The following is a 23,191-nucleotide window of genomic DNA, read 5'->3' as shown; positions in this document are numbered from 1 at the left end:
GCCTTGTCGCTGCTGCGCGTGGTTGGTAAAGTAAGCGGATTTTGTTTTCCGCCCCAGCTTTCAGGATTATCCCTTAGTATGTTAAAAAAATTTCGTGGCATGTTTTCCAATGACCTGTCCATTGACCTGGGTACCGCGAATACCCTGATTTATGTAAAAGGACAAGGCATCGTATTGAATGAGCCTTCCGTGGTGGCCATTCGTCAGGATCGTGCCGGATCGCCGAAAAGCGTCGCAGCGGTGGGTCATGAAGCGAAGCAGATGCTTGGGCGTACACCGGGCAACATTGCAGCTATTCGCCCAATGAAAGACGGCGTTATTGCCGACTTCTTCGTTACCGAAAAAATGCTTCAGCACTTTATTAAACAGGTGCACAGCAACAGCTTTATGCGTCCGAGCCCGCGCGTGCTGGTGTGCGTGCCGGTTGGCGCGACTCAGGTTGAACGTCGCGCGATTCGTGAATCCGCACAGGGCGCTGGCGCCCGTGAAGTTTTCCTGATTGAAGAGCCGATGGCGGCTGCGATCGGCGCAGGCCTGCCGGTCTCCGAGGCAACCGGTTCGATGGTTGTGGATATCGGTGGCGGGACGACTGAAGTGGCGGTCATCTCCCTGAACGGCGTGGTCTACTCCTCTTCCGTACGTATCGGCGGCGACCGTTTTGACGAAGCGGTGATTAATTATGTGCGTCGTAACTATGGCTCCCTGATCGGCGAAGCGACCGCAGAACGTATCAAACACGAGATCGGTTCCGCTTATCCGGGTGATGAAGTTCGCGAAATCGAAGTTCGCGGGCGCAACCTTGCTGAAGGCGTACCACGCGGCTTTACGCTGAATTCCAATGAAATCCTCGAAGCGCTGCAGGAGCCGCTGACCGGCATCGTTAGCGCGGTGATGGTCGCGCTGGAGCAGTGCCCGCCGGAACTGGCTTCCGATATCTCCGAACGCGGTATGGTTCTGACCGGCGGCGGCGCGCTGCTGCGCAACCTTGACCGCCTGTTAATGGAAGAGACAGGAATTCCTGTCGTAGTTGCAGAAGATCCACTGACCTGCGTCGCTCGTGGCGGCGGCAAGGCACTGGAAATGATCGATATGCACGGCGGCGACTTGTTCAGCGAAGAGTAGTCAGCCTGAGATCCGGGTAGCTGGCTTACGGCTGCCCCGGTCTTAACTGACACGAGAATACGCATAGCCTATGAAGCCAATTTTTAGCCGTGGCCCGTCGCTACAGATTCGCCTTATTCTGGCGGTTTTGGTGGCGCTTGGCGTGATAATCGCCGACAGCCGCCTGGGTACGTTCAGCCAGATTCGAACGTACATGGATACTGCCGTCAGCCCTTTCTACTTTGTCTCTAATGGTCCCCGGGAACTGCTGGATAGCGTTTCGCAAACGCTGGCCACCCGCGACCAGCTCGAACTGGAAAACCGCGCGCTGCGCCAGGAACTGCTGTTAAAAAACAGCGATCTATTGATGCTGGGTCAGTATAAACAGGAGAACGCGCGTCTGCGCGAGCTGCTGGGCTCTCCGCTGCGTCAGGACGAGCAAAAAATGGTGACCCAGGTCATCTCAACGGTTAACGACCCATACAGCGATCAGGTTGTTATCGATAAAGGCAGCGTTAACGGCGTATATGAAGGTCAGCCGGTCATCAGCGATAAAGGCGTCGTCGGCCAAGTGGTCGCGGTGGCGAAGCTGACCAGCCGCGTGCTGCTGATTTGCGATGCCACTCATGCGTTACCGATTCAGGTGCTGCGTAACGATATTCGCGTGATTGCGGCAGGCAACGGTTGTACTGACGATCTGCAGCTGGAACATCTGCCGGCCAATACTGATATTCGCGTCGGCGACGTCCTTGTGACTTCGGGGCTCGGCGGCCGCTTCCCGGAAGGGTATCCGGTGGGCGTGGTCTCTTCCGTTAAGCTGGATACGCAGCGCGCGTACACGGTGATTCAGGCCCGTCCGACTGCCGGTCTGCAGCGCTTGCGCTATCTGCTGCTGCTGTGGGGCGCCGATCGCAACGGAGCTAATCCCATGACGCCGGAAGAGGTTCATCGCGTAGCGAACGAGCGCCTGATGCAGATGATGCCGCAGGTTCTGCCTGCGCCGGATGCGATGGGGCCGCAGATGCCAGCGCCAGCAACCGGTATGCCACAGCAGCCTCTGCCTGCAGGGGGGCAATAGTGGCAAGCTACCGTAGCCAGGGACGCTGGGTTATCTGGCTCTCGTTCCTTATTGCACTCTTGTTGCAGATTATGCCCTGGCCGGCGGACATTAGCGTTTACCGGCCAAACTGGGTATTTCTCATCCTGTTGTACTGGATTCTTGCGTTGCCCCATCGGGTTAACGTCGGCACAGGCTTTGTGATGGGCGCAATCCTCGATCTCATTAGCGGTTCGACGCTTGGCGTTCGCGCACTATCATTAAGTATTGTGGCTTATCTGGTTGCGCTGAAATATCAGCTGTTCCGCAATCTGGCGCTCTGGCAACAGGCGCTGGTGGTAGTCATGTTATCCCTCGCCGTGGATATCATTGTTTTCTGGGCAGAGTTTTTAGTGATCAACGTCTCTTTCCGCCCGGAAGTGTTCTGGAGTAGTGTAGTAAACGGTGTGCTCTGGCCATGGATTTTCCTGCTAATGCGTAAAGTGCGTCAGCAGTTTGCGGTGCAATAAGGTTGATATGACGACTCTGTATCTGGCTTCAGGCTCTCCCCGTCGGCAGGAACTGCTGACTCAGCTCGGTCTCTCTTTTGAACGCGTGATTCCCGGTATTGAGGAACAGCGCCGTCCCCAGGAGAGCGCGCAGCAGTATGTTGTACGTCTGGCGCGTGAGAAGGCTCAGGCTGGAGTGGCGTTAGCGCCGCTTGATCTCCCCGTACTGGGAGCGGATACCATTGTCATCCTTAATGGTGAAGTGCTGGAGAAGCCGCGCGATGCCGGCCACGCCGCCGAAATGCTGCGTATGCTTTCCGGGAAAACCCATCAGGTGATGACCGCCGTGGCTCTGGCCGATAAGCAGCAGATGTTGGATTGCCTGGTGGTCACGGAGGTCACTTTCCGTGTGCTCTCAGTACAGGATATCGCCGATTATGTTGCCAGCGGCGAACCTTTAGATAAAGCAGGTGCATACGGTATTCAGGGGTTGGGTGGCTGTTTTGTCAGGAAGATAAATGGCAGCTATCACGCCGTAGTGGGCTTACCGCTGGTGGAGACGTATGAGTTGCTGAGTAACTTTAACTCACTGCGTGAAGAAAAGGGATAAAGATGACTGCTGAATTATTAGTTAACGTAACGCCATCGGAAACGCGCGTCGCTTATATTGATGGCGGTATTCTTCAGGAAATTCATATTGAGCGTGAAGCGCGACGCGGAATAGTAGGCAATATCTACAAAGGTCGTGTCAGTCGGGTGCTGCCGGGAATGCAGGCGGCTTTTGTAGATATTGGCCTCGATAAAGCCGCGTTTCTGCACGCTTCCGATATTATGCCGCACACCGAATGCGTGGCAGGCGAAGAGCAAAAACAGTTCACCGTTCGCGATATTTCCGAACTGGTGCGCCAGGGGCAGGATTTAATGGTGCAGGTGGTGAAAGACCCGCTGGGTACCAAAGGCGCCCGTCTCACCACCGATATCACCATTCCTTCTCGCTATCTGGTCTTTATGCCAGGCGCTTCGCACGTCGGCGTCTCTCAGCGTATTGAAAGCGAAGCGGAACGTGAGCGCCTGAAAAAAGTGGTGTCTGAATACTGTGACGAACAGGGCGGTTTCATTATTCGTACCGCGGCTGAAGGGGTACATGAGCAGGAGATGGCCGCAGATGCCGCCTACCTCAAGCGCGTCTGGACAAAAGTCATGGAGCGCAAAAAGCGCCAGCAGACGCGTTATCAACTGTACGGTGAACTGGCCCTGGCGCAGCGCGTGCTACGTGATTTCGCCGATGCGCATCTTGACCGTATTCGCGTAGACTCCCGTCTGACCTACGAATCGCTGCTTGAGTTTACCGCCGAATATATTCCGGAGATGACCAGCAAGCTGGAGCACTACAGCGGCCGCCAGCCGATTTTCGATCTCTTTGACGTGGAAAACGAAATCCAGCGCGCGCTGGAGCGTAAAGTTGAACTGAAATCAGGCGGTTATCTGATCATCGACCAGACGGAAGCGATGACTACCGTCGATATCAATACCGGAGCATTCGTCGGTCACCGTAATCTTGACGATACTATTTTTAATACCAATATTGAGGCGACCCAGGCCATTGCCCGTCAGCTGCGTCTGCGCAATCTTGGCGGTATTATCATCATTGATTTCATTGATATGAATAATGAGGATCACCGTCGGCGGGTGCTGCATTCGCTGGAACAGGCGCTGAGCAAGGATCGGGTAAAAACCAGCATAAACGGCTTCTCTCAGCTTGGGCTGGTGGAGATGACCCGCAAGCGCACCCGCGAAAGTGTGGAGCACGTGCTGTGCAATGAGTGCCCGACCTGCCACGGCCGCGGCACGGTGAAAACGGTAGAAACGGTGTGCTACGAAATCATGCGTGAAATCGTGCGCGTACACCACGCCTACGATTCCGACCGATTCTTGGTCTATGCTTCTCCTGCGGTAGCGGAAACGCTGAAAGGGGAAGAGTCGCATGCGCTGGCGGAAGTCGAGATCTTTGTCGGTAAGCAGGTCAAAGTACAAATTGAACCGCTCTATAATCAAGAGCAGTTTGATGTAGTTATGATGTAATCATCCGTTTTGCCTGGCTCACTTCAGGACAGGGGCAGGTAAAAGGATGGCGCGTAAAAGGCTGACAAGGAGAGATGCGTGAGGCGACTGCCCGGGATTTTACTGCTCACCGCGGCAACAGTGATTGTTGTCGTCGCACTGCTGGTGAGCGGTCTGCGTCTCGTACTGCCGCAGTTGAACAGTTGGCGTCCGCAGGTGCTGGAAAAAGTATCGGCGATGGCCGGCGTACCGGTCGATGCCTCACAAATTACCGCCAGCTGGCAGACGTTTGGCCCGACGCTTGATGTCCGTGATATCAAGGCAGGCCTGAGCGACGGCGGTGAGCTTTCCGTCAAACGCGTCACTCTGGCGCTCGACGTATGGCAAAGTCTGCTGCATATGCGCTGGCAGTTTCGCGACCTGACCTTCTGGCAGCTACAGGTTCATACCAACACGCCGATCCAAACCAATAACAGCGGCGAAGGTCTGAAAACTGACCGCATCAGCGATCTTTTCCTCCGCCAGTTCGATCACTTTACCCTTCGCGATAGTCATCTGAGCTTCCTGACGATTTCCGGTCAGCGGGCAGAACTTACGATTCCGCAGCTTACCTGGCTGAACGGTAAAAATCGCCATCGCGCGGAAGGACAGCTTAGCCTCAGCAGCCTGACCGGCCAGCATGGCGTGATGCAGGTGCGAATGGATCTGCGCGACGAAGACGGTTTGCTCAATAAGGGGCGCGTCTGGCTTCAGGCCGATGACATCGACGTTAAGCCCTGGCTTGGACGCTGGATGCAGGACAACATCGCCCTACAGAGCGCGAAGTTTAGCCTGGAAGGCTGGATGACTATCGACAAAGGCGATGTCGCCAGCGGCGATGTGTGGCTGAAAAAAGGCGGCGCCAGCTGGCAGGGCGATAAAGATAAGCATCATCTGTCGGTCGATAATCTGACCGCGCACATCTATCGCGATAACCACAGCTGGGGCTTTCGCATCCCGGACACGCGTATCTCCATGGATGATAAACCCTGGCCGCGCGGCGCGCTGGCGATGGCGTGGATACCTGCCCAGGATGTCGGCGGAACAAATGCTCAGCGCAGCGATGAGCTGCGCATACGCGCCAGCAACCTTAATCTTAGCGGCCTGACCGGGCTGCAGCCGATGGCGGATAAACTGGCGCCGTCGCTGGGTGAAATCTGGCGTACAACGCAGCCGGATGGCAAGATCAATCTTCTGGCACTCGATATTCCGCTCCAGATGGCGGAGAAAACGCGTTTCAAAGCGGACTGGAGCGACATGTCCTGGAAGCAGTGGAAGCTGTTGCCCGGCGCGGAGCATTTTTCCGGCAGCATTGCCGGGAGCGTGGAGAACGGTATCCTGCATGCCAGCATAAAGCAGGCAAAAATGCCTTATGAGACGGTATTTCGCGCGCCGCTGGAGATCGCTAAAGGCGATGCGACGCTCAGTTGGATAAAGAACGACAAAGGTTTTATGCTCGACGGTCGCGATATTGACGTGCAGGCTACCGGCGTTCGCGCCCGCGGCGGCTTCCGCTATCTGCAACCGCAGGGTGATGAACCCTGGCTCGGTATTCTGGCCGGTATCAGTACCAATGATGGCGGTCAGGCATGGCGCTACTTCCCTGAAAATCTGATGGGTAAAGAGCTGGTGGATTATCTTAGCGGGGCGATTAAAGGCGGCCAGGCCACCGACGCCACGCTGGCTTACGGCGGTAATCCCCATCTGTTCCCTTACAAGCACAATGAAGGTCAGTTTCAGGTCTCGGTGCCGCTAAAAAACGCCACCTTCGCCTTTCAGCCTGACTGGCCAGCGCTCACCGGCCTGAATATCGATCTTAACTTTATCAATGACGGGCTGTGGATGAAGGCCGATAAGGCGATGCTCGGCAAAGTGACGGCCAGTAATCTGGACGCGGTGATACCGGACTACTCGCGAGAAAAACTGCTGATTGATGCCGATGTTAACGGCCCGGGTAAAGAGGTTGGTCCTTACTTTAACGAGACGCCGTTGAAAGAGACGCTGGGCGCGGCGTTGGACGAGCTTCAGTTGGATGGGGATGTGAGCGCTCGCTTACATTTGAACATCCCGCTGGACGGCGAGATGACCACCGCCAAAGGCGACGTCCAGCTGAAGAATAATAGTCTGTTTATCAAGCCTATCGATACCACGCTGCAAAACCTGAGCGGTAAATTCAGCTTTGTAAACGGCGATCTGAAAAGCGAACCGATGAGCGCGACCTGGTTTAATCAGCCGCTGAACGTTGATTTCTCGACCACCGAGGGCGAGAAAGCGTTCCTGGTTAACGTCGGGATGAACGCCAACTGGGAGCCTGCGCGTACCGGTCTGTTGCCGAAAGCGCTGGAGAACAGCCTGAGCGGCAGCGTGCCCTGGGACGGTAAAGTGGCGATTGAGCTTCCGTACCGCGGCAGCGCAAATTATAACGTCGATATTAACGGTGAGCTGAAAAACGTAAGTAGTCACTTACCTGCTCCGGTTGATAAGCAGGCCGGTGAGCCTTTACCGGTAAAAATTAAGGTTGATGGCGGATTAAGCAGCTTTAATTTGACCGGCTCCGTGGGGACGAAGAATCATATTAATAGCCGCTGGCTGCTGGGCAATAAGCTCACACTAGATCGCGCGATTTTAACTTCTGACAGTAAAGCCGTATCTCCGCTGCCTGCGCAGTCAGGCGTCGAGCTGAATATGCCGCCGATGGATGGCGCGCAGTGGCTGGCGCTGTTCCAGCGCGGAGCGGCAACTGACGTCAGCAGTAGTATTGTCTTCCCGCAGCAGGTCACGCTGCGTACGCCGACGTTAACGATGGCGGGTCAGAGCTGGAATAACGTCAGCCTGGTCTCCCGGCCCGATGCAGGGGGAACGAAGATTGAAGCTCAGGGGCGTGAAGTCAACGCTACCCTGACGATGCGCAAAAATGCCCCGTGGCTGGCGGCCATTCGCTACCTCTATTACAACCCAACTTCGGCGAAAAGCAGCGGGACGGAAAATAGCAGCGCTCCGCTGACCGAGACAAAAGTAGATTTCCACGGCTGGCCCGATCTCCAGCTTCGCTGCGCAGAGTGCTGGCTGTGGGGGCAAAAATATGGTCGTATCGACGGCGATTTTACGATCAGCGGCGATACCCTGACCCTGGCGAACGGGCTGGTGGATACCGGTTTTGGCCGTCTGACGAGCGATGGCGTATGGGTTAGCGCCCCGAGCGGCGTACGGACCTCATTAAAAGGTAAGCTGCACGGGAATAAAACCGATGATTTTGTAAACTTCTTCGGCGTGTCCACACCGGTAAAAGGATCGTCGTTCGATATTGATTACGATCTACACTGGCGCGCGCCGCCGTGGCAGCCGGACGTTGCTTCGCTTAACGGCATTCTTAAAAGCCGTCTCGGGAAGGGAGAGTTTACCGATATCAGCACCGGACACGCCGGCCAGCTTCTGCGCCTGCTGAGCGTTGATGCGCTGCTGCGCAAGCTGCGCTTCGACTTTAGCGATACGTTCAGCGAAGGGTTCTACTTCGATTCGATTCGCAGCACGGCATGGATTAAAGACGGCGTTCTGCATACCGATGATACGCTGGTCGATGGTCTGGAAGCGGATATCGCAATGAAAGGCTCGGTGGATCTTGTTCGCCGCCAGCTGGATATGCAGGCCGTGGTCGCGCCGGAAATCTCCGCGACCGTAGGCGTTGCGGCGGCCTTTGCCGTTAACCCGATAATCGGTGCTGCGGTCTTTGCCGCCAGTAAGGTGCTGGGACCGCTATGGAATAAGGTCTCTATTTTGCGCTATCGCATCACCGGTCCTATCGATCAGCCGCAAATTAGCGAAGTGCTGCGCCAGGCGCGGAGCGACAAAAAGCAATGATTTGACGATTGCGGGGAATTACCGCACTCTCAATAGATAGCGTTTTTTATTTCCGCCCGAGAGGCGGCAACAAACGAGTAGCATAACGATGAGTCTGAACCTGGTAAGTGAACAATTACTGTCGGCAAACGGCCTGAATCATCAGGATCTGTTTACCATTCTTGGCCAGCTGGCCGAGCGTCGTCTGGATTACGGCGATCTCTATTTTCAGTCGAGCTATCACGAGTCCTGGGTTCTGGAAGACAGCATCATAAAAGATGGTTCGTACAATATCGACCAGGGCGTCGGCGTTCGCGCGGTGAGCGGGGAAAAAACCGGCTTTGCGTACGCTGATCAGATTAGCCGGCTGGCGCTGGAACAGAGCGCGCAGGCGGCACGCACCATCGTGCGCGATCGCGGTGATGGTAAAGTTCATACCCTTGGAGCGGTGGAGTACAGCTCCCTCTATACCAGCATTGACCCGCTGCAGAGCATGAGCCGCGAAGAGAAGCTGGATATTCTGCGCCGGGTCGATAAAACCGCCCGCGCGGCCGATAAACGCGTGCAGGAAGTGTCCGCCAGTCTGACCGGTGTCTATGAGTTAATTCTTGTTGCCGCCACCGACGGCACGCTAGCGGCTGACGTTCGTCCGCTGGTTCGTCTTTCCGTCAGCGTGCTGGTGGAAGAAAACGGCAAACGCGAGCGCGGCGCCAGCGGCGGCGGCGGCCGCTTTGGCTACGACTATTTCCTGGCCTCGCTGGAGGGAGAAGTGCGCGCTGATGTTTGGGCGAGAGAAGCCGTGCGTATGGCGCTGGTCAACCTGACCGCCGTCGCAGCGCCTGCCGGGATGTTGCCGGTTGTTCTGGGTGCTGGCTGGCCTGGCGTGCTGCTGCATGAAGCCGTTGGTCACGGCCTGGAAGGCGATTTTAACCGTCGCGGAACCTCGGTGTTCAGCGGTCATATGGGGGAACTGGTGGCCTCTGAGCTATGTACCGTTGTGGATGACGGCACCATGGCCAACCGTCGCGGCTCCGTCGCCATTGACGATGAAGGTACGCCTGGGCAGTATAACGTGCTGATCGAAAACGGGATTCTGAAAGGTTATATGCAGGACAAGCTCAACGCCAGGCTGATGGGCGTGGCGCCAACCGGTAACGGTCGCCGCGAATCCTATGCGCATCTGCCTATGCCGCGTATGACCAACACCTACATGCTGGCGGGTAAATCCACGCCGCAGGAAATTATCGCATCGGTCGATTACGGTATCTATGCGCCGAACTTCGGCGGCGGCCAGGTAGATATCACTTCCGGGAAATTCGTTTTCTCTACCTCGGAAGCCTACCTGATCGAGAAAGGGAAAGTGACCAAAGCGGTGAAGGGGGCAACGCTTATCGGCTCCGGCATTGAAGCGATGCAGCAGATTTCGATGGTGGGGAACGATCTGAAGCTGGATAGCGGCGTCGGCGTTTGCGGTAAAGAGGGCCAGAGCGTGCCGGTTGGCGTCGGTCAGCCCACGCTGAAAGTGGATAAACTCACCGTCGGCGGCACCGCCTGATCCCTCATCATGCGCTTTCGCATTCCGCGAAAGCGCAAATTACCTCCGCGGGGTCGCGATGAAAGCCGCGCGTCAGCAGCAGATAGTTGAGTTACTCAATCAGCATCACACTTTAACCACCGAAGCGTTGTCCCATCTTCTGCAGGTCAGCATTGAGACCATTCGCCGCGATTTGAGTGAGCTACAGAGGCAGGGGAGCATTCAGCGTAGTCACGGGCGGGCGCGAGTTCTTCAACGCGATAATCATCACTGCGAGAAGCCTTTTCATCGTCGCGTGAAAAGCCACTATGCCCATAAATCCGATATTGCGCGTACGGCGCTGGCGTGGATTGATGCAGGCATGACGATCGCGCTGGATGCCAGCTCAACCTGTTGGTTTCTGGCGCGTCAGCTGCCGGATATTAACCTGACGGTATTTACCAATAGCCACCCGGTCTGCGTTGAACTTGGCCGCCGCGAGCGGATCCAGTTAATTAGCGCCGGTGGTCAGCTTCTGCGTCAATATGGCTATTACGTTAACCCCGCGCTGTTATCGCAGGTCAAATCGCTGGAGATCGATCTGTTTATTTTTTCCTGCGAAGGGATCGATAACGATGGCGTACTCTGGGATTCCAGCGTTAACAATGCCGCGTACAAATCCTTGCTCCTGAAACGGGCGGCGCAGTCGCTATTGCTTATCGACAAAAGTAAATTTCATCGTGCCGGCGAGGTGCGCATCGGAAATCTCAGCGAAGTGACGCAAATCATTTCCGATGCCGGACCTGATAATGAGTTAATGCCCTCTTTGGCTGATTCGGACGGCTAGCGGGCAATCCCCCGACCGTGCATGCCCTGATAAATTTTTGCCACCCCGACGAAATACTCCGTCAGATAATTAATGCATACCTGTACTTTCAGAGGCAGCTTATCTTTCTCGGTATACAGCGCGTAAACCGGGCGCGGATCGGACTGGTAGCTCGGCAGCAGGATCTCCAGTTCGCCGCGGTTGATCTCGTCGATCGCCCACATCAGCGGAACATAAGCCACGCCGACGCCTGCCGTCAGCCAGCGGACCAGCGTCATTGGATCGTTAGTGACAAATCGGCCCTGAGGGATCAGTTTGGTTGAGATCCCTTCCGGGGCGATGATTTCAAATTCGTTATCCGGCCGGACGCTGTATTCCAGCCAGGAGTGGCTGGCGAGATCTGCTGGTTTTTCCGGACAGCCGGCATGCTGGAGATAGCTTTTCGCCGCGCACAGCACCATCGGCATCGAACCCAGGCGGCGGGAAAAGAGGCTGGAATCCTGCAGCGCCCCCACGCGAATAACCACATCCAGACCGTCCGCAATCAGGTCCGGAGCGGGGATGCCCGTGACCAGATTTATCGATAGTCCGGGGTGCTCTTTAAGCATGTCCGCCGTTATGCGCGCCAGGACATTCTGTGCCATAGTTGAAGAACAGCCGATGCGCAGGGTACCGATGGGCGTATTGTTAAACGCGTACAACTGTTCATGGACATCCTGGACTTCGAACAGCATTCGCCGACAGCCCTGATAGTAGATTTTTCCCGCTTCTGTTAAGCCAAGGCTACGCGTACTGCGGTTGAGCAGCTTAACCTGCAGCTCATCTTCCAGTTTGGCTACCGTCTGGCTGATGGAAGAAACGCTCATCTGGAGCTGGCGAGCCGCGGCGGTAAATGACCCTAATTCGACCACTCTGGCAAAAACGGACATGCGTTTTAATCGTTCCATTATTCACTCTGGCTTAAAAGTGATTTAGATCACACATTGTAGATAAGGCTGCAATTGTTACGGTACTATATAGTTAGCTAAATAATAAACGCATTGCGCATATCACCTGCACGCTTCTTATCAAGGTCATCATGAGTCTGTTTCCTGTCATTGTGATTTTCGGCTTGTCGTTTCCGCCGATCTTCTTTGAGTTGCTGTTGTCGCTCGCCGTCTTCTGGCTGGCGCACCGCCTGCTGGTTCCAACGGGCATCTATGATTTTGTCTGGCACCCGGCCCTGTTCAATACCGCGCTATATTGCTGCTTGTTTTATCTGATATCACGTTTGTTCGTTTGAGGTTGATGTGAAAACACTAACAAGAAATATCCTCCGTACCGCAATCACTGTGATACTGGTTATCCTTGCATTTATGGCGATTTTTCGCGCATGGGTGTACTACACCGCATCGCCCTGGACGCGCGATGCGCGCTTTAGTGCGGATATTGTGGCCATTGCCCCCGATGTTTCCGGCCTGATTTCGCAGGTGAATATCAAGGATAACCAACTGGTTAAGAAAGACCAGATTTTGTTCGTCATTGACCAACCGCGTTACCAGAAAGCGTTAGCAGAGGCCGAAGCCGATGTCTCCTATTACCAGACTCTGGCGCAGGAGAAGCGCGTGGAAGCCGGCCGTCGTAACCGTCTTGGCGTCCAGGCCATGTCCCGGGAAGAGATAGACCAGGCGAATAACGTCCTGCAAACCGTTGAACATCAATTAGCCAAAGCGACGGCGAGTCGCGATCTGGCGAAGCTTGACCTTGAACGGACGGTGATTCGCGCTCCGGCCGATGGCTGGGTGACCAACCTGAACGTGTACCGCGGCGAGTTTATCACCCGAGGTTCCACCGCGGTTGCGCTGGTGAAGCAAAATACCTTCTATGTCATGGCCTATCTTGAAGAGACCAAGCTTGAAGGCGTGCGCCCCGGGTTTCGTGCTGAAATTACCCCTCTGGGAAGCGTACATACCCTCAGGGGGACCGTCGACAGCATCGCTGCTGGCGTCACCAATGCCAGCAGCAGCAGCGATTCAAAAGGGCTGGCCTCTATTGATTCTAATCTTGAGTGGGTGCGCCTGGCGCAGCGGGTACCGGTACGTATTCGCCTTGATCAGCAGCAGGGCAATCTCTGGCCAGCGGGCACCACGGCGACGGTGGTGATCACGGGTAAAGAGGATCGCGATACCAGTCAGGCAAACTTCTTCCAGAAACTGGCGATGCGCCTGCGTGAGTTCGGTTAATCGCCATGGGGATCTTCACCATCGAACTCCGGCATCTCCGCTTCGCCGTTAAGTTAGCCTGCGCGGTGGTGCTGGCGTTATTCGTCGGTTTTCATTTTCAGCTGGAAACTCCACGCTGGGCGGTGCTCACCGCAGCGATCGTTGCTGCCGGTCCGGCATTTGCCGCAGGCGGGGAGCCTTACTCCGGCGCCATTCGCTATCGCGGGATGCTGCGTATCGTCGGCACCTTTATCGGCTGTATCGCCGCACTGGCGATTATCATCCTGATGATCCGCGCCCCGCTGTTGATGGTACTGGTCTGCTGCCTGTGGGCGGGCTTCTGTACCTGGATCTCCTCGCTGGTGCGGGTTGAGAACTCCTATGCGTGGGGTCTGGCGGGTTATACCGCGCTCATCATTATTATCACTATTCACGAAGAGCCGATGCTGGCGCCGCAGTTCGCCGTCGAACGATGCAGTGAGATTGTCATTGGTATCGTCAGCGCCATTGTGGCCGATCTGCTGTTTTCTCCGCGATCGATAAAAAAAGAGATCGATCTTGAGCTGGATAACCTGCTGATCGATCAATATCGCCTGATGCAGCTTTGCGTGGCCCATGGCGATAAAGATGAGGTCGATAAGGCCTGGAGCGCCCTGGTCCGCCGTACCAACGGGCTGGAGGGGATGCGCGCCAACCTGATCATGGAGTCTTCGCGTTGGGCTAAAGTGAATCAACGCCTGAAGGCGATCAACACCCTCTCTTTGACCCTGATTACTCAGGCCTGTGAAACCTTTCTGATTCAGAATACCCGGCCTGAGATAGTGACGGATGATTATCGGGAGCTCTTTGCTGAACCGGTTGAGACCGTGCAGGACGTGCACCGTCAGCTAAAACGTATGCGCCGCTTTTTGACCTGGAAGGGGGAGCATAATACGCCGGTGACGATCTACAGCTGGGTAGGTGCTGCAACGCGCTATCTGCTTTTGAAGCGGGGCGTGGTCGGCAATACCAAAATCAGCCGTATTGAAGAGGAAGTACTGCAGGGCGAAGTGGTGGTGAAGGCGGAATCCGCCGAGCGCCATCATGCGATGGTGAACTTTTGGCGAACTTCTATCTCTTGTATCCTCGGTACGTTGTTCTGGCTATGGACCGGCTGGACCTCGGGAAGCGGGGCGATGGTGATGATTGCGGTTGTTACGGCCTTAGCGATGCGTTTGCCAAATCCGCGGATGGTGGCTATTGATTTCCTTTATGGCACGCTGGCGGCTTTACCTCTGGGCGCGCTGTTTTTCCTGGTGATTATGCCTGCGACGCAGCAAAGTATGCTGCTGCTGTGCATTAGCCTTGCGGTGATGGCATTTTTTATCGGCATCGAGGTACAGAAGCGGCGCCTGGGGTCGTTGGGCGCGCTGGCCAGTACGATTAATATCCTGGTGCTCGACAACCCGATGAAGTTTGAATTCAACCAGTTTCTTGATAGCGCCTTAGGTCAGATCGTAGGATGCTTCCTCGCGCTGATGGTGATCCTGCTGGTGCGTGATAACTCCCAGGCTCGCACCGGACGCGTGCTGCTTAACCAGTTTGTCTCGGCAGCGGTATCATCGTTGACCACCAATACGGCGCGACGTAAAGAGAACCATTTGCCCGCTCTGTATCGTCAGCTTTTTTTATTGCTGAATAAGTTTCCTGGCGACATCGCGCGCTTTCGTCTGGCATTAACCCTGATTATTGCCCATCAGCGCCTGCGCGATGCACCGGTACCGATAAACGACGATCTGTCCGCCTTTCACCGGCAGCTGCGTCGCACGGCGGATCGCGTCATTTCCGCTAAGAGCGATGATAAGCGTCGCTACTATTTTGCCCGTTTGCTTGATGAACTGGATATCTATCAGCAAAAATTACAGCACTGGGAAGCCTCTTCCCAGGTGACCGAGCCGGTACGAAGGCTGGTGGATATGCTGCATAAGTATCAGCACGTACTCACCAACAGCTAGCATCCATAACCGACGCCTGAAGCGTCGGTTTTTTTATCGCTATACTTAATCGTCAGAAAACGAATTCCTCCAGCAGAGTGGGACGATACGCCGGAATATCGGGCTAAGACGAGCTGCAGGTGTGGACAGGATGCAGGCAATGACGACTACCTATACCTTTGATTTTGACGAAATAGCTGAGCAGCAGGATTTTTATCGCGAGTTTTCACGTACTTTTCACTTAGAGCGTGAGAAAGTGAACAACCTTGATTCACTATGGGATGCGGTGACCGCCGGGCTGCTGCCGCTACCGCTGGAGATTGAATTTATTCATTTAAGCGATAATCAGCGACGCCGATTCGGCGCATTAATTCTGCTTTTTGATGAGGCGGAAGAGGAGCTGGAAGGAGAGCTTCGTTTTAATGTGCGGCATTCATAAAAAAGCCCCCGACAGAGCGGGGGCAAGTCGTCGGATAAGACGACGAGGGTTTATTTGTACAGTTCAGCCGTAGCGTGCCAGTTATCGCCGGTACGGGCTTCAATGATGCGGTAGCTGCTGGCGCCTTCTTTTTCAGCTTTAGCCGCCAGCTCCTGACGCATATCCATCGGTGCGCTGCCTACCTGAGAAACGGAAACGGTGCCCATGGACTGTAGATTTTGCGCCTGTTCTGCGTTCACTTGGTTAACGGCGGCGTTTGCACCGAAAGAGAGAACGGAAGCCAGACCCAGGGATGCGATAATAATTGCGCTTTTCATAATCTTTTCTCCAACCTTCATATTTTCAGCGGCGGAAAGTTGTAATCAACTTGAGGCCGCTGAAGAGATTCTGTTTAGTTAATGACCGACAATCGTTAAATCTTATTTATACAGTTCAGCCGTTGCGTGCCAGTGGTCACCGGTACGTGCTTCAATAATGCGATAAGAAGAAGCACCTTCTTCCTGCGCTTTTTTGTTCAGCATTTCATGCATATCCATCGGGGAAGAACTTACCGCGCCGACGGAAACGGTGCCGATTGCCTGACGGCCCTGAGCCTGTTCGCTGTTGATAGAGTCAGCGGCAAAGGCGCCAAAGGACAGAACGGAAAGGATGCTCAATGCTGCTACAGTGGTTTTGATTTTCATGATGTTCACCTCGTCGAATCTTTTTGTTGGGGTCTTTTGTTTCGTGACCCTCATCACAAAATCAAGTATACACTAATAACTGAAAATATTAATACCTTGCTAATTGTTGTTCGTGTAAATAATTACAAAGAAACGTCGTTTTTATAACGTATAAGTATTAGAAATGTCATTTTTTCGACATGGATTGCTTTTATAGCTTTTTAAATCATGAAGATAGGATAATTTGATCTTTTGTGCGCTTACGTTAATTTCATCAAGTAAATGAATGTATAGAAGCGGAAAAACACACAAAATGTTAAAGGAATGATAATTTTTTGAAGGGTTCCCCTCTGGCGTTAACCTGAGGGGAGGGGATCAGAGTTCTTGCTCAAACAGAACAAGAATGGCGTCATGCAGCTCTTTAACGGTAAAACCTCTGGCGGGGGTGGTAAAGATGGTGTCATCACCAGCAATACTCCCGAGGATGCCTTCAGCCTTGCCAAGCGAGTCGAGAAGCCGGGCGATAAGCTGTGCCGCGCCAGGGCTGGTGTGAATGACCACGACTGAATCGTTATAATCGATATCCAGCACCAGATTTTTCAGCGGGCTGGAGGTCGTCGGGACGCCAAGCTCGGCGGGCAGGCAGTAAACCATTTCCATTTTGGCGTTGCGCGTGCGTACAGCGCCAAATTTGGTGAGCATACGTGAGACTTTCGATTGGTTGATATTATCGAAGCCTTCTTCCTGTAGTGCCTGGACGATTTCACCTTGAGAGCTGAATTTTTCTTCTTTAAGCAGCGCTTTAAACGCTTTAACCAGTTCTTCTTGTTTTGCCGAACTTCGCATAAGTCACCCAATTATGGTGGTAAAAACAACATCATTATGCATAACAATGCATTTTTATGCAAATAATCCACAGGGGAGAAGCGTAAATAATGTTATGAAGGGCGCATATTTTAGCAAAAAACTCTAATAAGGAACATGCCTTCGTCACGGCGTGTGAGTTGCTACAAAAGTAAATGAAATGTTATTAAATGATGTTGTTCTGCTCAATACGCTGGGTGTATTGTAACCAATAGTCGATCCGGTACTACTTTGCTGGATGGTCAGTCTCAGGGAGGAAAATGCGAAGCTGCTGCATCGCTGCGCACGACCACGCATTCTTCAGCCATACTTATTGTAATTGTTCATCTTGTGAATTAAGGTCCAGGCGACGGAGTAACGAAAGATTATTTTAACCATAATAAGGAGTTTAGGATGAAAGTTGCAGTCCTCGGCGCCGCTGGTGGAATTGGCCAGGCGCTTGCCCTACTACTTAAGACCCAACTGCCTTCAGGTTCAGAACTCTCGTTGTACGACATCGCTCCGGTAACTCCGGGCGTGGCGGTTGATCTTAGCCATATCCCTACCGATGTAAAAATCAAAGGTTTTTCCGGCGAAGACGCCACCCCTGCACTCGAAGGCGCGGATGTGGTGCTGATATCCGCGGGCGTAGCGCGTAAGCCCGGTATGGATCGCTCCGATTTATTTAACGTTAACGCCGGTATTGTGAAAAATCTGGTTCAGCAAATTGCTAAAACCTGCCCGCAGGCCTGCGTCGGGATTATCACCAACCCGGTGAATACCACCGTGGCGATTGCCGCAGAAGTGCTGAAAAAAGCCGGCGTTTACGACAAGAACAAGCTGTTTGGCGTAACCACGCTGGATATTATCCGCTCGAATACCTTTGTGGCGGAACTGAAAGGCAAATCTTCATCCGATGTTGAGGTTCCGGTAATCGGCGGCCACTCAGGCGTAACTATTCTTCCTTTATTATCACAAATTCCAGGCGTGAGCTTCAGCGAGCAGGAAGTGGCGGATCTGACTAAACGTATTCAAAACGCCGGTACTGAAGTCGTTGAAGCCAAAGCTGGCGGCGGCTCAGCAACCCTGTCGATGGGTCAGGCCGCAGCCCGATTTGGTCTCTCTTTAGTTCGCGCCATGCAGGGAGAGAAAGGGGTGGTGGAATGCGCCTACGTGGAAGGTGATGGTCAATATGCCCGTTTCTTCTCTCAGCCGCTACTGCTGGGGAAAAATGGCGTAGAGCAGCGTCAGCCTATTGGCAAACTCAGTGCGTTTGAGCAACAGGCGCTTGAAGGGATGCTGGATACGTTGCAGAAAGATATCGCCCTTGGCGAAGATTTTGTGAATAAATAATCTGGCATAAAAAGAGAAGCCGGGACCTGGGTTCCGGCTTTTTTATGGTTTTCTCCTGCCTCTGAATGACTCACCCGCCTGGTAAATCTGCTAAACTCCCCCGCGTCTTAAGCGGCTACAAATGAGGACATCGTGAAAAAAATTGAAAGAAAGCAGACCAGGGACCACATTACTCAGATGATCCGTTATGAGATCCTTTCCGGTGGGATGAAACCCGGAGAGGAGCTTGCGCAGGAAAGTATTGCGGAACAGCTGGGGCTCTCTCGTATGCCGGTTCGGGAAGCGCTACAGGCCCTTGAGCAGGAAGGGTTTCTGGTGCGCTTGCCAAACCGCCATATGCAGGTCGCGAAACTGGAGCCTGACCATGTCAGCCACATTTTTCGGGCAATTGCGGTGATGGCCACGGAGCTTTTTTTATTGGTGCCCGCGGCGGCAGGCGAATCGCTCGCTGCGCGCGCGCGCGCGCTGGCGCATCCGGGTGAGCGGTCGCGGGAGTTGGCGTTCCACCAGACGCTAATTTCATATATTGATAACCGCTATCTGCAAAAGATTTATCAGCAGTTTTTGGATGGCTATATCAGCTATGTCATTCTGTATCTGAAAGAGGATAATCAGGAGTCGGCGCAGATACTCAGCTCTCTGATGGACGCTATCCGTCGGGGCGATGGTGATGAGATCGCGCAGGAAACGCAGCGTTATTTCCTCTCTCTGGCAGAAATAATGCGTCAACACATGAAGGATTGGGAAAGTGCAGAAGCCTCGATTAGGGAAAATTAAGCTTCTTTCAGCGAAAGAGCAGGTCGCGGCAGTATTACGTAAAGCTATACTGTCGCGCGATTTAGTTGAAGGGCAAGAAATTACCCTTGAAGGGATCGCCAGCATGGTCGGCGTCTCCAGTATGCCCGTGCGTGAAGCATTTCAGATCCTGGCCGCGGATGGGCTGATTAAAGTCCGGCCCAATAAAGGGGCGGTCGTGCTGGGGATTAACGAACAAACGATTCGCGAGCATTATGAGATTCGCGCGCTGCTGGAGAGTGAAGCGGTCGCTAAAGCCTCTCGTTCCGGGACGGACATTTCGCGAATTGCCGAAGTGCACTACTCGGCAGAAAAAGCGCTGGCCGAAAATAACTCGGCTGAATATTCCGACATGAATCAGGCCTTTCATATGGAGATATGGAATGCGGCCGGAAATGCTAAAATGAAGCTCTTGCTCAGCAATATGTGGAACGGGCTGTCGATGGGACATAAGGTCACTGAGGAAGAGTACGCTTCCATTTCGATACGCGAGCACAAGGGCATTTTACAGGCCCTGGAGCAGCATGATGAAGAGCTGGCGCGCCTGCGAATGCGGGAACATATTATCCGTTCGATGGAGAATATGCTGACGCGCTACGTTGACGATCCCGGCGCTTGACGCCCCCCGCCTGTACGATCGCTACAGGCGTCTTACTTATTTATCTGCTCAATTAATTACGCTAAGTGACTGCTTTCGCGATATTTTGATAAAGATCGCACTCCTGACGCTTTCCTGAAAAACGCATTGACTTACTCTTTGCATGGTAATAATTTCCCTCTCGTCAATATTGGATACAATATCATATATCATTGATGGGACAATTATAAATATGGAACCGATTACCATTACTCTATGTTTGCTGGTGTTTGCTATCGCCATGTTCGTGTGGGAGAAAATTCCCCTTGCGGTCACTTCGATGGTGGTTTGCGTAGCGCTGGTTCTCACCGGCGTACTTGACCTCAAACAGGCTTTTGCCGGCTTTATCGACACCAACGTTATTCTTTTCGTCGCTATGTTCATCGTCGGCGGCGCGCTATTTGAAACCGGGATGGCGAATAAAGTTGGCGGCGTGATTACGCACTTCGCCAAAACTGAAAAGCAGCTGATTTTCACGATTATGGTGGTGGTCGGCGTGATGTCCGGCTTTCTTTCAAATACCGGTACTGCCGCAGTATTGATCCCCGTCGTCATCGGCGTGGCGGCGAAATCCGGCTTTACCCGTTCTCGTCTGCTGATGCCGCTGGTTTTTGCCGCAGCGCTTGGCGGCAACCTGTCGCTGATCGGCGCGCCGGGCAATCTGATTGCACAATCGGCGTTGCAGAATATCGGCAGCGGTTTCGGATTTTTTGAATATGCCAAAGTGGGTCTACCGATGCTGGTTTGCGGCATCATTTATTTCCTGACGATTGGCTATAAGTTTCTGCCCAATAACCCGAATAGCAGCGAAGTCGGCAGCATCGGTGAACAGCGCGATTACAGCCACGTTCCGCGCTGGAAGCAGATCCTGTCGCTGGTCGTTTTGATTGCCACGATCCTGGGCATGATTTTCGAAAAACAGACCGGTATTAGCCTGGCGGTAGCGGGCTGTATTGGCGCGCTGGTGCTGGTAGTCACCGGGGTGCTGAGCGAAAAGCAGGCCTATAAAGCCATTGATTCACAAACTATTTTTATCTTCGGCGGCACCCTGGCGTTAGCAAAAGCGCTGGAAATGACCGGTGCCGGAAAGCTGGTTGCCGATCAGGTTATCGGCATGCTGGGGAACAACTCTTCGCCATTCATGCTGCTGGTGGTGGTTTTCGCACTATCCGTCGTTATGACCAACTTTATGTCCAATACTGCGACCGTTGCGCTTTTGGTACCGGTGAGCCTGTCGATTGCTGCCGGTATGGGGGCCGATCCGCGCGCCGTGCTGATGGCCACGGTGATTGGCAGTTCCTGCGCCTATGCCACCCCAATCGGTATGCCTGCCAACATGATGGTGCTGTCGGCGGGTGGATATAAGTTTGTCGACTATGCCAAATCCGGCATCCCTCTGATTATCGTTTCCACTATTGTCAGCCTGATTCTGCTGCCAATCCTTTTCCCGTTTCATCCGTAACTCACGGAAGCTGTTCTGACTAAGGAGCATTTATGAGCAAAAGTGAACAGATATCCCATATGACCAATATTATGGCCAAGTTTGTGGGATACACCGGCAAAGTCTTGCCCGATGACGTCACTGCAAAACTGGAAGATTTGCATAAAAAAGAGACCAGTAAACTGGCCGACGTCATCTTTACGACCATGATTGAGAACCAGCGCCTGGCGAAAGAGCTCGATCGTCCTTCCTGCCAGGATACCGGGGTGATTCAGTTTCTGGTGGAGTGCGGGGCGAACTTCCCGCTGATCGGCGAACTGGAAGCGCTGCTGCGTGAAGCGGTGATCAAAGCGACCGTCGATTCTCCGCTGCGCCATAACAGCGTCGAAACTTTTGATGAATACAATACCGGCAAAAACGTGGGTAAAGGGACGCCGACGGTATTCTGGGAGATTGTCCCGGATTCCGACCAGTGCAGCATTTATACCTATATGGCGGGCGGCGGCTGCTCCCTGCCGGGGAAAGCGATGGTGCTGATGCCGGGCGCGGGTTATGAAGGCGTCACTCGCTTTGTCCTCGATGTGATGACCAGCTATGGCCTGAACGCGTGTCCGCCGCTGCTGGTGGGCGTGGGCGTGGCGACTTCCGTTGAAACGGCGGCGCTGCTGTCGAAAAAAGCGCTGATGCGTCCGATTGGTTCGCATAATGAGAATGAGCGTGCGGCTTCGCTGGAAAAAATGCTTGAAGACGGCATCAATAAAATTGGCCTCGGGCCGCAGGGCATGTCCGGTAATACTTCCGTTATGGGCGTGAATATTGAAAACACCGCGCGCCATCCATCCACCATCGGAGTGGCGGTGAACGTCGGCTGCTGGTCGCACCGTAAAGGGCATATCGTTTTTGATAAAGACTTGAACTACACCATTACGTCTCACAGCGGAGTGAATTTCTGATGACTAAAAAAATTCTTACCACGCCAATTAAAGATGAAGATTTAGCCGATATTAAAGCTGGCGATATTATTTACCTCAATGGCCATATTGTTACCTGTCGCGATGTGGCGCACCGTCGCTTAATTGAAGGTGGCCGGGAATTACCCGTAGACGTTAACGGTGGCGCTATTTTGCACGCTGGTCCAATCGTCCGCCCAATTAAAGGCGAAGACGATAAGTTTGAAATGGTCTCCGTTGGTCCAACCACCAGTATGCGCATGGAAAAATTCGAAAAAGAATTCATTGCCAAAACGGGTGTGAAATTAATCGTTGGTAAAGGCGGAATGGGGAAAGGCACCGAAGAGGGCTGTGCGGAGCATAAAGCGCTGCACTGCGTATTCCCGGCAGGCTGTGCGGTAGTGGCGGCAGTATGCGTGGAAGAGATTGAAGATGCGCAGTGGCGCGATCTGGGAATGCCGGAAACGCTGTGGGTATGCCGGGTGAAAGAGTTTGGCCCGTTAATTGTTTCTATTGATACGCATGGTAATAACCTGTTTGAACAGAACAAAGTTATTTTCAATCAGCGTAAAGAGATTGTCGCTGATGAAATATGCCAGAACGTAAGTTTCATCAAATAATCTGATTTATATCATTCGCACGATAATGATGGCGTTATGTTTATGACGGTAATAAACAGGGGCTCTGACCGGGGCGGTTCAGGGAAATCCACCCTTATTATTTTCGTTATATACCCCATGGATTTTGAGTTGCTTTGAGGCGGCAAGAGAGAATCCCAGGAGCTTACTCAAGTAAGTGACTGGGGTGAATGAACCTGGCCAACAAAGAAGCAACTTGAAAGACGACGGGGATAAATAACATCATTATCGTGCCTCCTGCTCGAAGGCTATTCTATGACTGATGCAGCACTGCTATTAGGCGAAGGCTTCACCCTGATGTTCCTCGGCATGGGGTTCGTGCTGGCGTTTCTGTTTC

Annotated in this window: 22 protein-coding genes and 1 pseudogene; 19 read left to right on the top strand and 4 right to left on the bottom strand. The window is 53.5% G+C overall.

The features are described 5' to 3' along the window. The first annotated feature begins 78 nt into the window (after nucleotides 1-78). The 8 genes from mreB (at nucleotide 79) to fucR (ending at nucleotide 10,943) form a co-directional block, all read left to right on the top strand. Nucleotides 79-1,122, top strand: coding sequence for a rod shape-determining protein MreB (gene mreB / locus ABLV11_RS18710; RefSeq protein WP_002918653.1), 1,044 nt, complete (start codon nucleotides 79-81; stop codon nucleotides 1,120-1,122). 70 nt (nucleotides 1,123-1,192) lie between these two features. Continuing rightward, complete coding sequence (gene mreC / locus ABLV11_RS18705; protein WP_004106252.1) at nucleotides 1,193-2,179, top strand: rod shape-determining protein MreC; 987 nt, start codon at nucleotides 1,193-1,195, stop codon at nucleotides 2,177-2,179. Further along, the gene (gene mreD, locus ABLV11_RS18700) at nucleotides 2,179-2,667 is read left to right on the top strand and encodes a rod shape-determining protein MreD (protein ID WP_004106250.1); all 489 of its coding nucleotides are present in this window, start codon (nucleotides 2,179-2,181) and stop codon (nucleotides 2,665-2,667) included. The genes mreC and mreD overlap by 1 nt, the downstream gene beginning before the upstream one ends. A 7-nt stretch (nucleotides 2,668-2,674) precedes the next feature. Then, entirely contained in the window at nucleotides 2,675-3,256 is a 582-nt protein-coding gene (locus ABLV11_RS18695) for a nucleoside triphosphate pyrophosphatase (protein ID WP_126489603.1), read from the top strand. A 2-nt stretch (nucleotides 3,257-3,258) separates the two neighbouring features. Continuing rightward, nucleotides 3,259-4,728 (top strand): ribonuclease G, encoded by a 1,470-nt coding sequence (gene rng, locus ABLV11_RS18690; RefSeq protein WP_004106246.1) that lies wholly within the window; start codon nucleotides 3,259-3,261, stop codon nucleotides 4,726-4,728. Between the two features lie 78 nt (nucleotides 4,729-4,806). Further along, entirely contained in the window at nucleotides 4,807-8,604 is a 3,798-nt protein-coding gene (gene yhdP / locus ABLV11_RS18685; protein ID WP_224330380.1) for an AsmA2 domain-containing protein YhdP, read from the top strand. An 88-nt stretch (nucleotides 8,605-8,692) separates the two neighbouring features. Next, nucleotides 8,693-10,138, top strand: coding sequence for a metalloprotease TldD (tldD, locus tag ABLV11_RS18680; protein WP_016808194.1), 1,446 nt, complete (start codon nucleotides 8,693-8,695; stop codon nucleotides 10,136-10,138). A 58-nt stretch (nucleotides 10,139-10,196) separates the two neighbouring features. Then, nucleotides 10,197-10,943, top strand: coding sequence for an L-fucose operon activator (gene fucR / locus ABLV11_RS18675; RefSeq protein ID WP_049591500.1), 747 nt, complete (start codon nucleotides 10,197-10,199; stop codon nucleotides 10,941-10,943). Here fucR and aaeR read toward each other — a convergent pair. Further along, nucleotides 10,940-11,869: an HTH-type transcriptional activator AaeR gene (gene aaeR, locus ABLV11_RS18670; protein ID WP_004106239.1), complete on the bottom strand. Its 930-nt coding sequence runs from the start codon at nucleotides 11,867-11,869 to the stop codon at nucleotides 10,940-10,942. The genes fucR and aaeR overlap by 4 nt on opposite strands. Before the next feature lie 131 nt (nucleotides 11,870-12,000). Here aaeR and aaeX point away from each other — a divergent pair, with 131 nt between their 5' ends. The 4 genes from aaeX (at nucleotide 12,001) to ABLV11_RS18650 (ending at nucleotide 15,535) form a co-directional block, all read left to right on the top strand. Then, nucleotides 12,001-12,204: a p-hydroxybenzoic acid efflux pump operon protein AaeX gene (gene aaeX / locus ABLV11_RS18665; RefSeq protein ID WP_016808195.1), complete on the top strand. Its 204-nt coding sequence runs from the start codon at nucleotides 12,001-12,003 to the stop codon at nucleotides 12,202-12,204. 7 nt (nucleotides 12,205-12,211) lie between these two features. Beyond that, entirely contained in the window at nucleotides 12,212-13,144 is a 933-nt protein-coding gene (gene aaeA, locus ABLV11_RS18660) for a p-hydroxybenzoic acid efflux pump subunit AaeA (RefSeq protein WP_049591501.1), read from the top strand. 5 nt (nucleotides 13,145-13,149) lie between these two features. Next, nucleotides 13,150-15,117 (top strand): p-hydroxybenzoic acid efflux pump subunit AaeB, encoded by a 1,968-nt coding sequence (gene aaeB, locus ABLV11_RS18655; protein WP_004106233.1) that lies wholly within the window; start codon nucleotides 13,150-13,152, stop codon nucleotides 15,115-15,117. A 139-nt stretch (nucleotides 15,118-15,256) separates the two neighbouring features. Next, nucleotides 15,257-15,535 carry a barstar family protein gene (locus ABLV11_RS18650; RefSeq protein WP_023321690.1) on the top strand — a complete coding sequence of 93 codons (279 nt, stop codon included), beginning with the start codon at nucleotides 15,257-15,259 and terminating at the stop codon, nucleotides 15,533-15,535. 50 nt (nucleotides 15,536-15,585) lie between these two features. On the opposite strand, the gene yhcN-B is transcribed toward ABLV11_RS18650, so the two are convergent. From yhcN-B to argR, 3 genes are all read right to left on the bottom strand, one after another. Then, complete coding sequence (gene yhcN-B, locus ABLV11_RS18645; RefSeq protein ID WP_004106229.1) at nucleotides 15,586-15,852, bottom strand: DUF1471 family stress response protein YhcN-B; 267 nt, start codon at nucleotides 15,850-15,852, stop codon at nucleotides 15,586-15,588. Nucleotides 15,853-15,954: 102 nt separating this feature from the next. Next, nucleotides 15,955-16,218 carry a peroxide/acid stress response protein YhcN gene (gene yhcN / locus ABLV11_RS18640; protein ID WP_004106226.1) on the bottom strand — a complete coding sequence of 88 codons (264 nt, stop codon included), beginning with the start codon at nucleotides 16,216-16,218 and terminating at the stop codon, nucleotides 15,955-15,957. Nucleotides 16,219-16,572: 354 nt separating this feature from the next. Further along, a complete protein-coding gene (gene argR / locus ABLV11_RS18635) occupies nucleotides 16,573-17,043 on the bottom strand; it encodes a transcriptional regulator ArgR (protein ID WP_004106225.1) in 471 nt (156 codons plus the stop codon). Between the two features lie 411 nt (nucleotides 17,044-17,454). Between argR and mdh the strand changes: the two genes are divergently transcribed. The 7 genes and pseudogenes from mdh to ABLV11_RS18600 form a co-directional block, all read left to right on the top strand. Further along, nucleotides 17,455-18,393, top strand: coding sequence for a malate dehydrogenase (gene mdh, locus ABLV11_RS18630; protein WP_004106224.1), 939 nt, complete (start codon nucleotides 17,455-17,457; stop codon nucleotides 18,391-18,393). Between the two features lie 132 nt (nucleotides 18,394-18,525). Further along, nucleotides 18,526-19,170, top strand: a complete 645-nt coding sequence (locus tag ABLV11_RS18625; protein WP_004106223.1) for a GntR family transcriptional regulator — start codon at nucleotides 18,526-18,528, stop codon at nucleotides 19,168-19,170. Next, nucleotides 19,142-19,807 (top strand): GntR family transcriptional regulator, encoded by a 666-nt coding sequence (locus tag ABLV11_RS18620; protein ID WP_032729209.1) that lies wholly within the window; start codon nucleotides 19,142-19,144, stop codon nucleotides 19,805-19,807. The genes ABLV11_RS18625 and ABLV11_RS18620 overlap by 29 nt, the downstream gene beginning before the upstream one ends. Nucleotides 19,808-20,018: 211 nt before the next feature. Beyond that, nucleotides 20,019-21,287, top strand: a complete 1,269-nt coding sequence (locus ABLV11_RS18615; RefSeq protein ID WP_004106221.1) for an SLC13 family permease — start codon at nucleotides 20,019-20,021, stop codon at nucleotides 21,285-21,287. Between the two features lie 32 nt (nucleotides 21,288-21,319). Then, on the top strand, nucleotides 21,320-22,219 hold the full coding sequence (ttdA, locus tag ABLV11_RS18610) for a L(+)-tartrate dehydratase subunit alpha (RefSeq protein ID WP_004106220.1): 900 nt from the start codon (nucleotides 21,320-21,322) through the stop codon (nucleotides 22,217-22,219). Continuing rightward, complete coding sequence (gene ttdB / locus ABLV11_RS18605) at nucleotides 22,219-22,836, top strand: L(+)-tartrate dehydratase subunit beta (protein WP_004106218.1); 618 nt, start codon at nucleotides 22,219-22,221, stop codon at nucleotides 22,834-22,836. The genes ttdA and ttdB overlap by 1 nt, the downstream gene beginning before the upstream one ends. A 273-nt stretch (nucleotides 22,837-23,109) precedes the next feature. Beyond that, nucleotides 23,110-23,191: pseudogene (locus ABLV11_RS18600) on the top strand (oxaloacetate decarboxylase subunit gamma); the annotation flags it as partial.

This window comes from Klebsiella sp. GW_Kp181, from assembly GCF_040062315.1.
In the GTDB taxonomy this organism is placed as follows: Bacteria; Pseudomonadota; Gammaproteobacteria; order Enterobacterales; family Enterobacteriaceae; genus Klebsiella; species Klebsiella oxytoca.
This window is presented reverse-complemented; position numbering and strand designations above follow the sequence as displayed.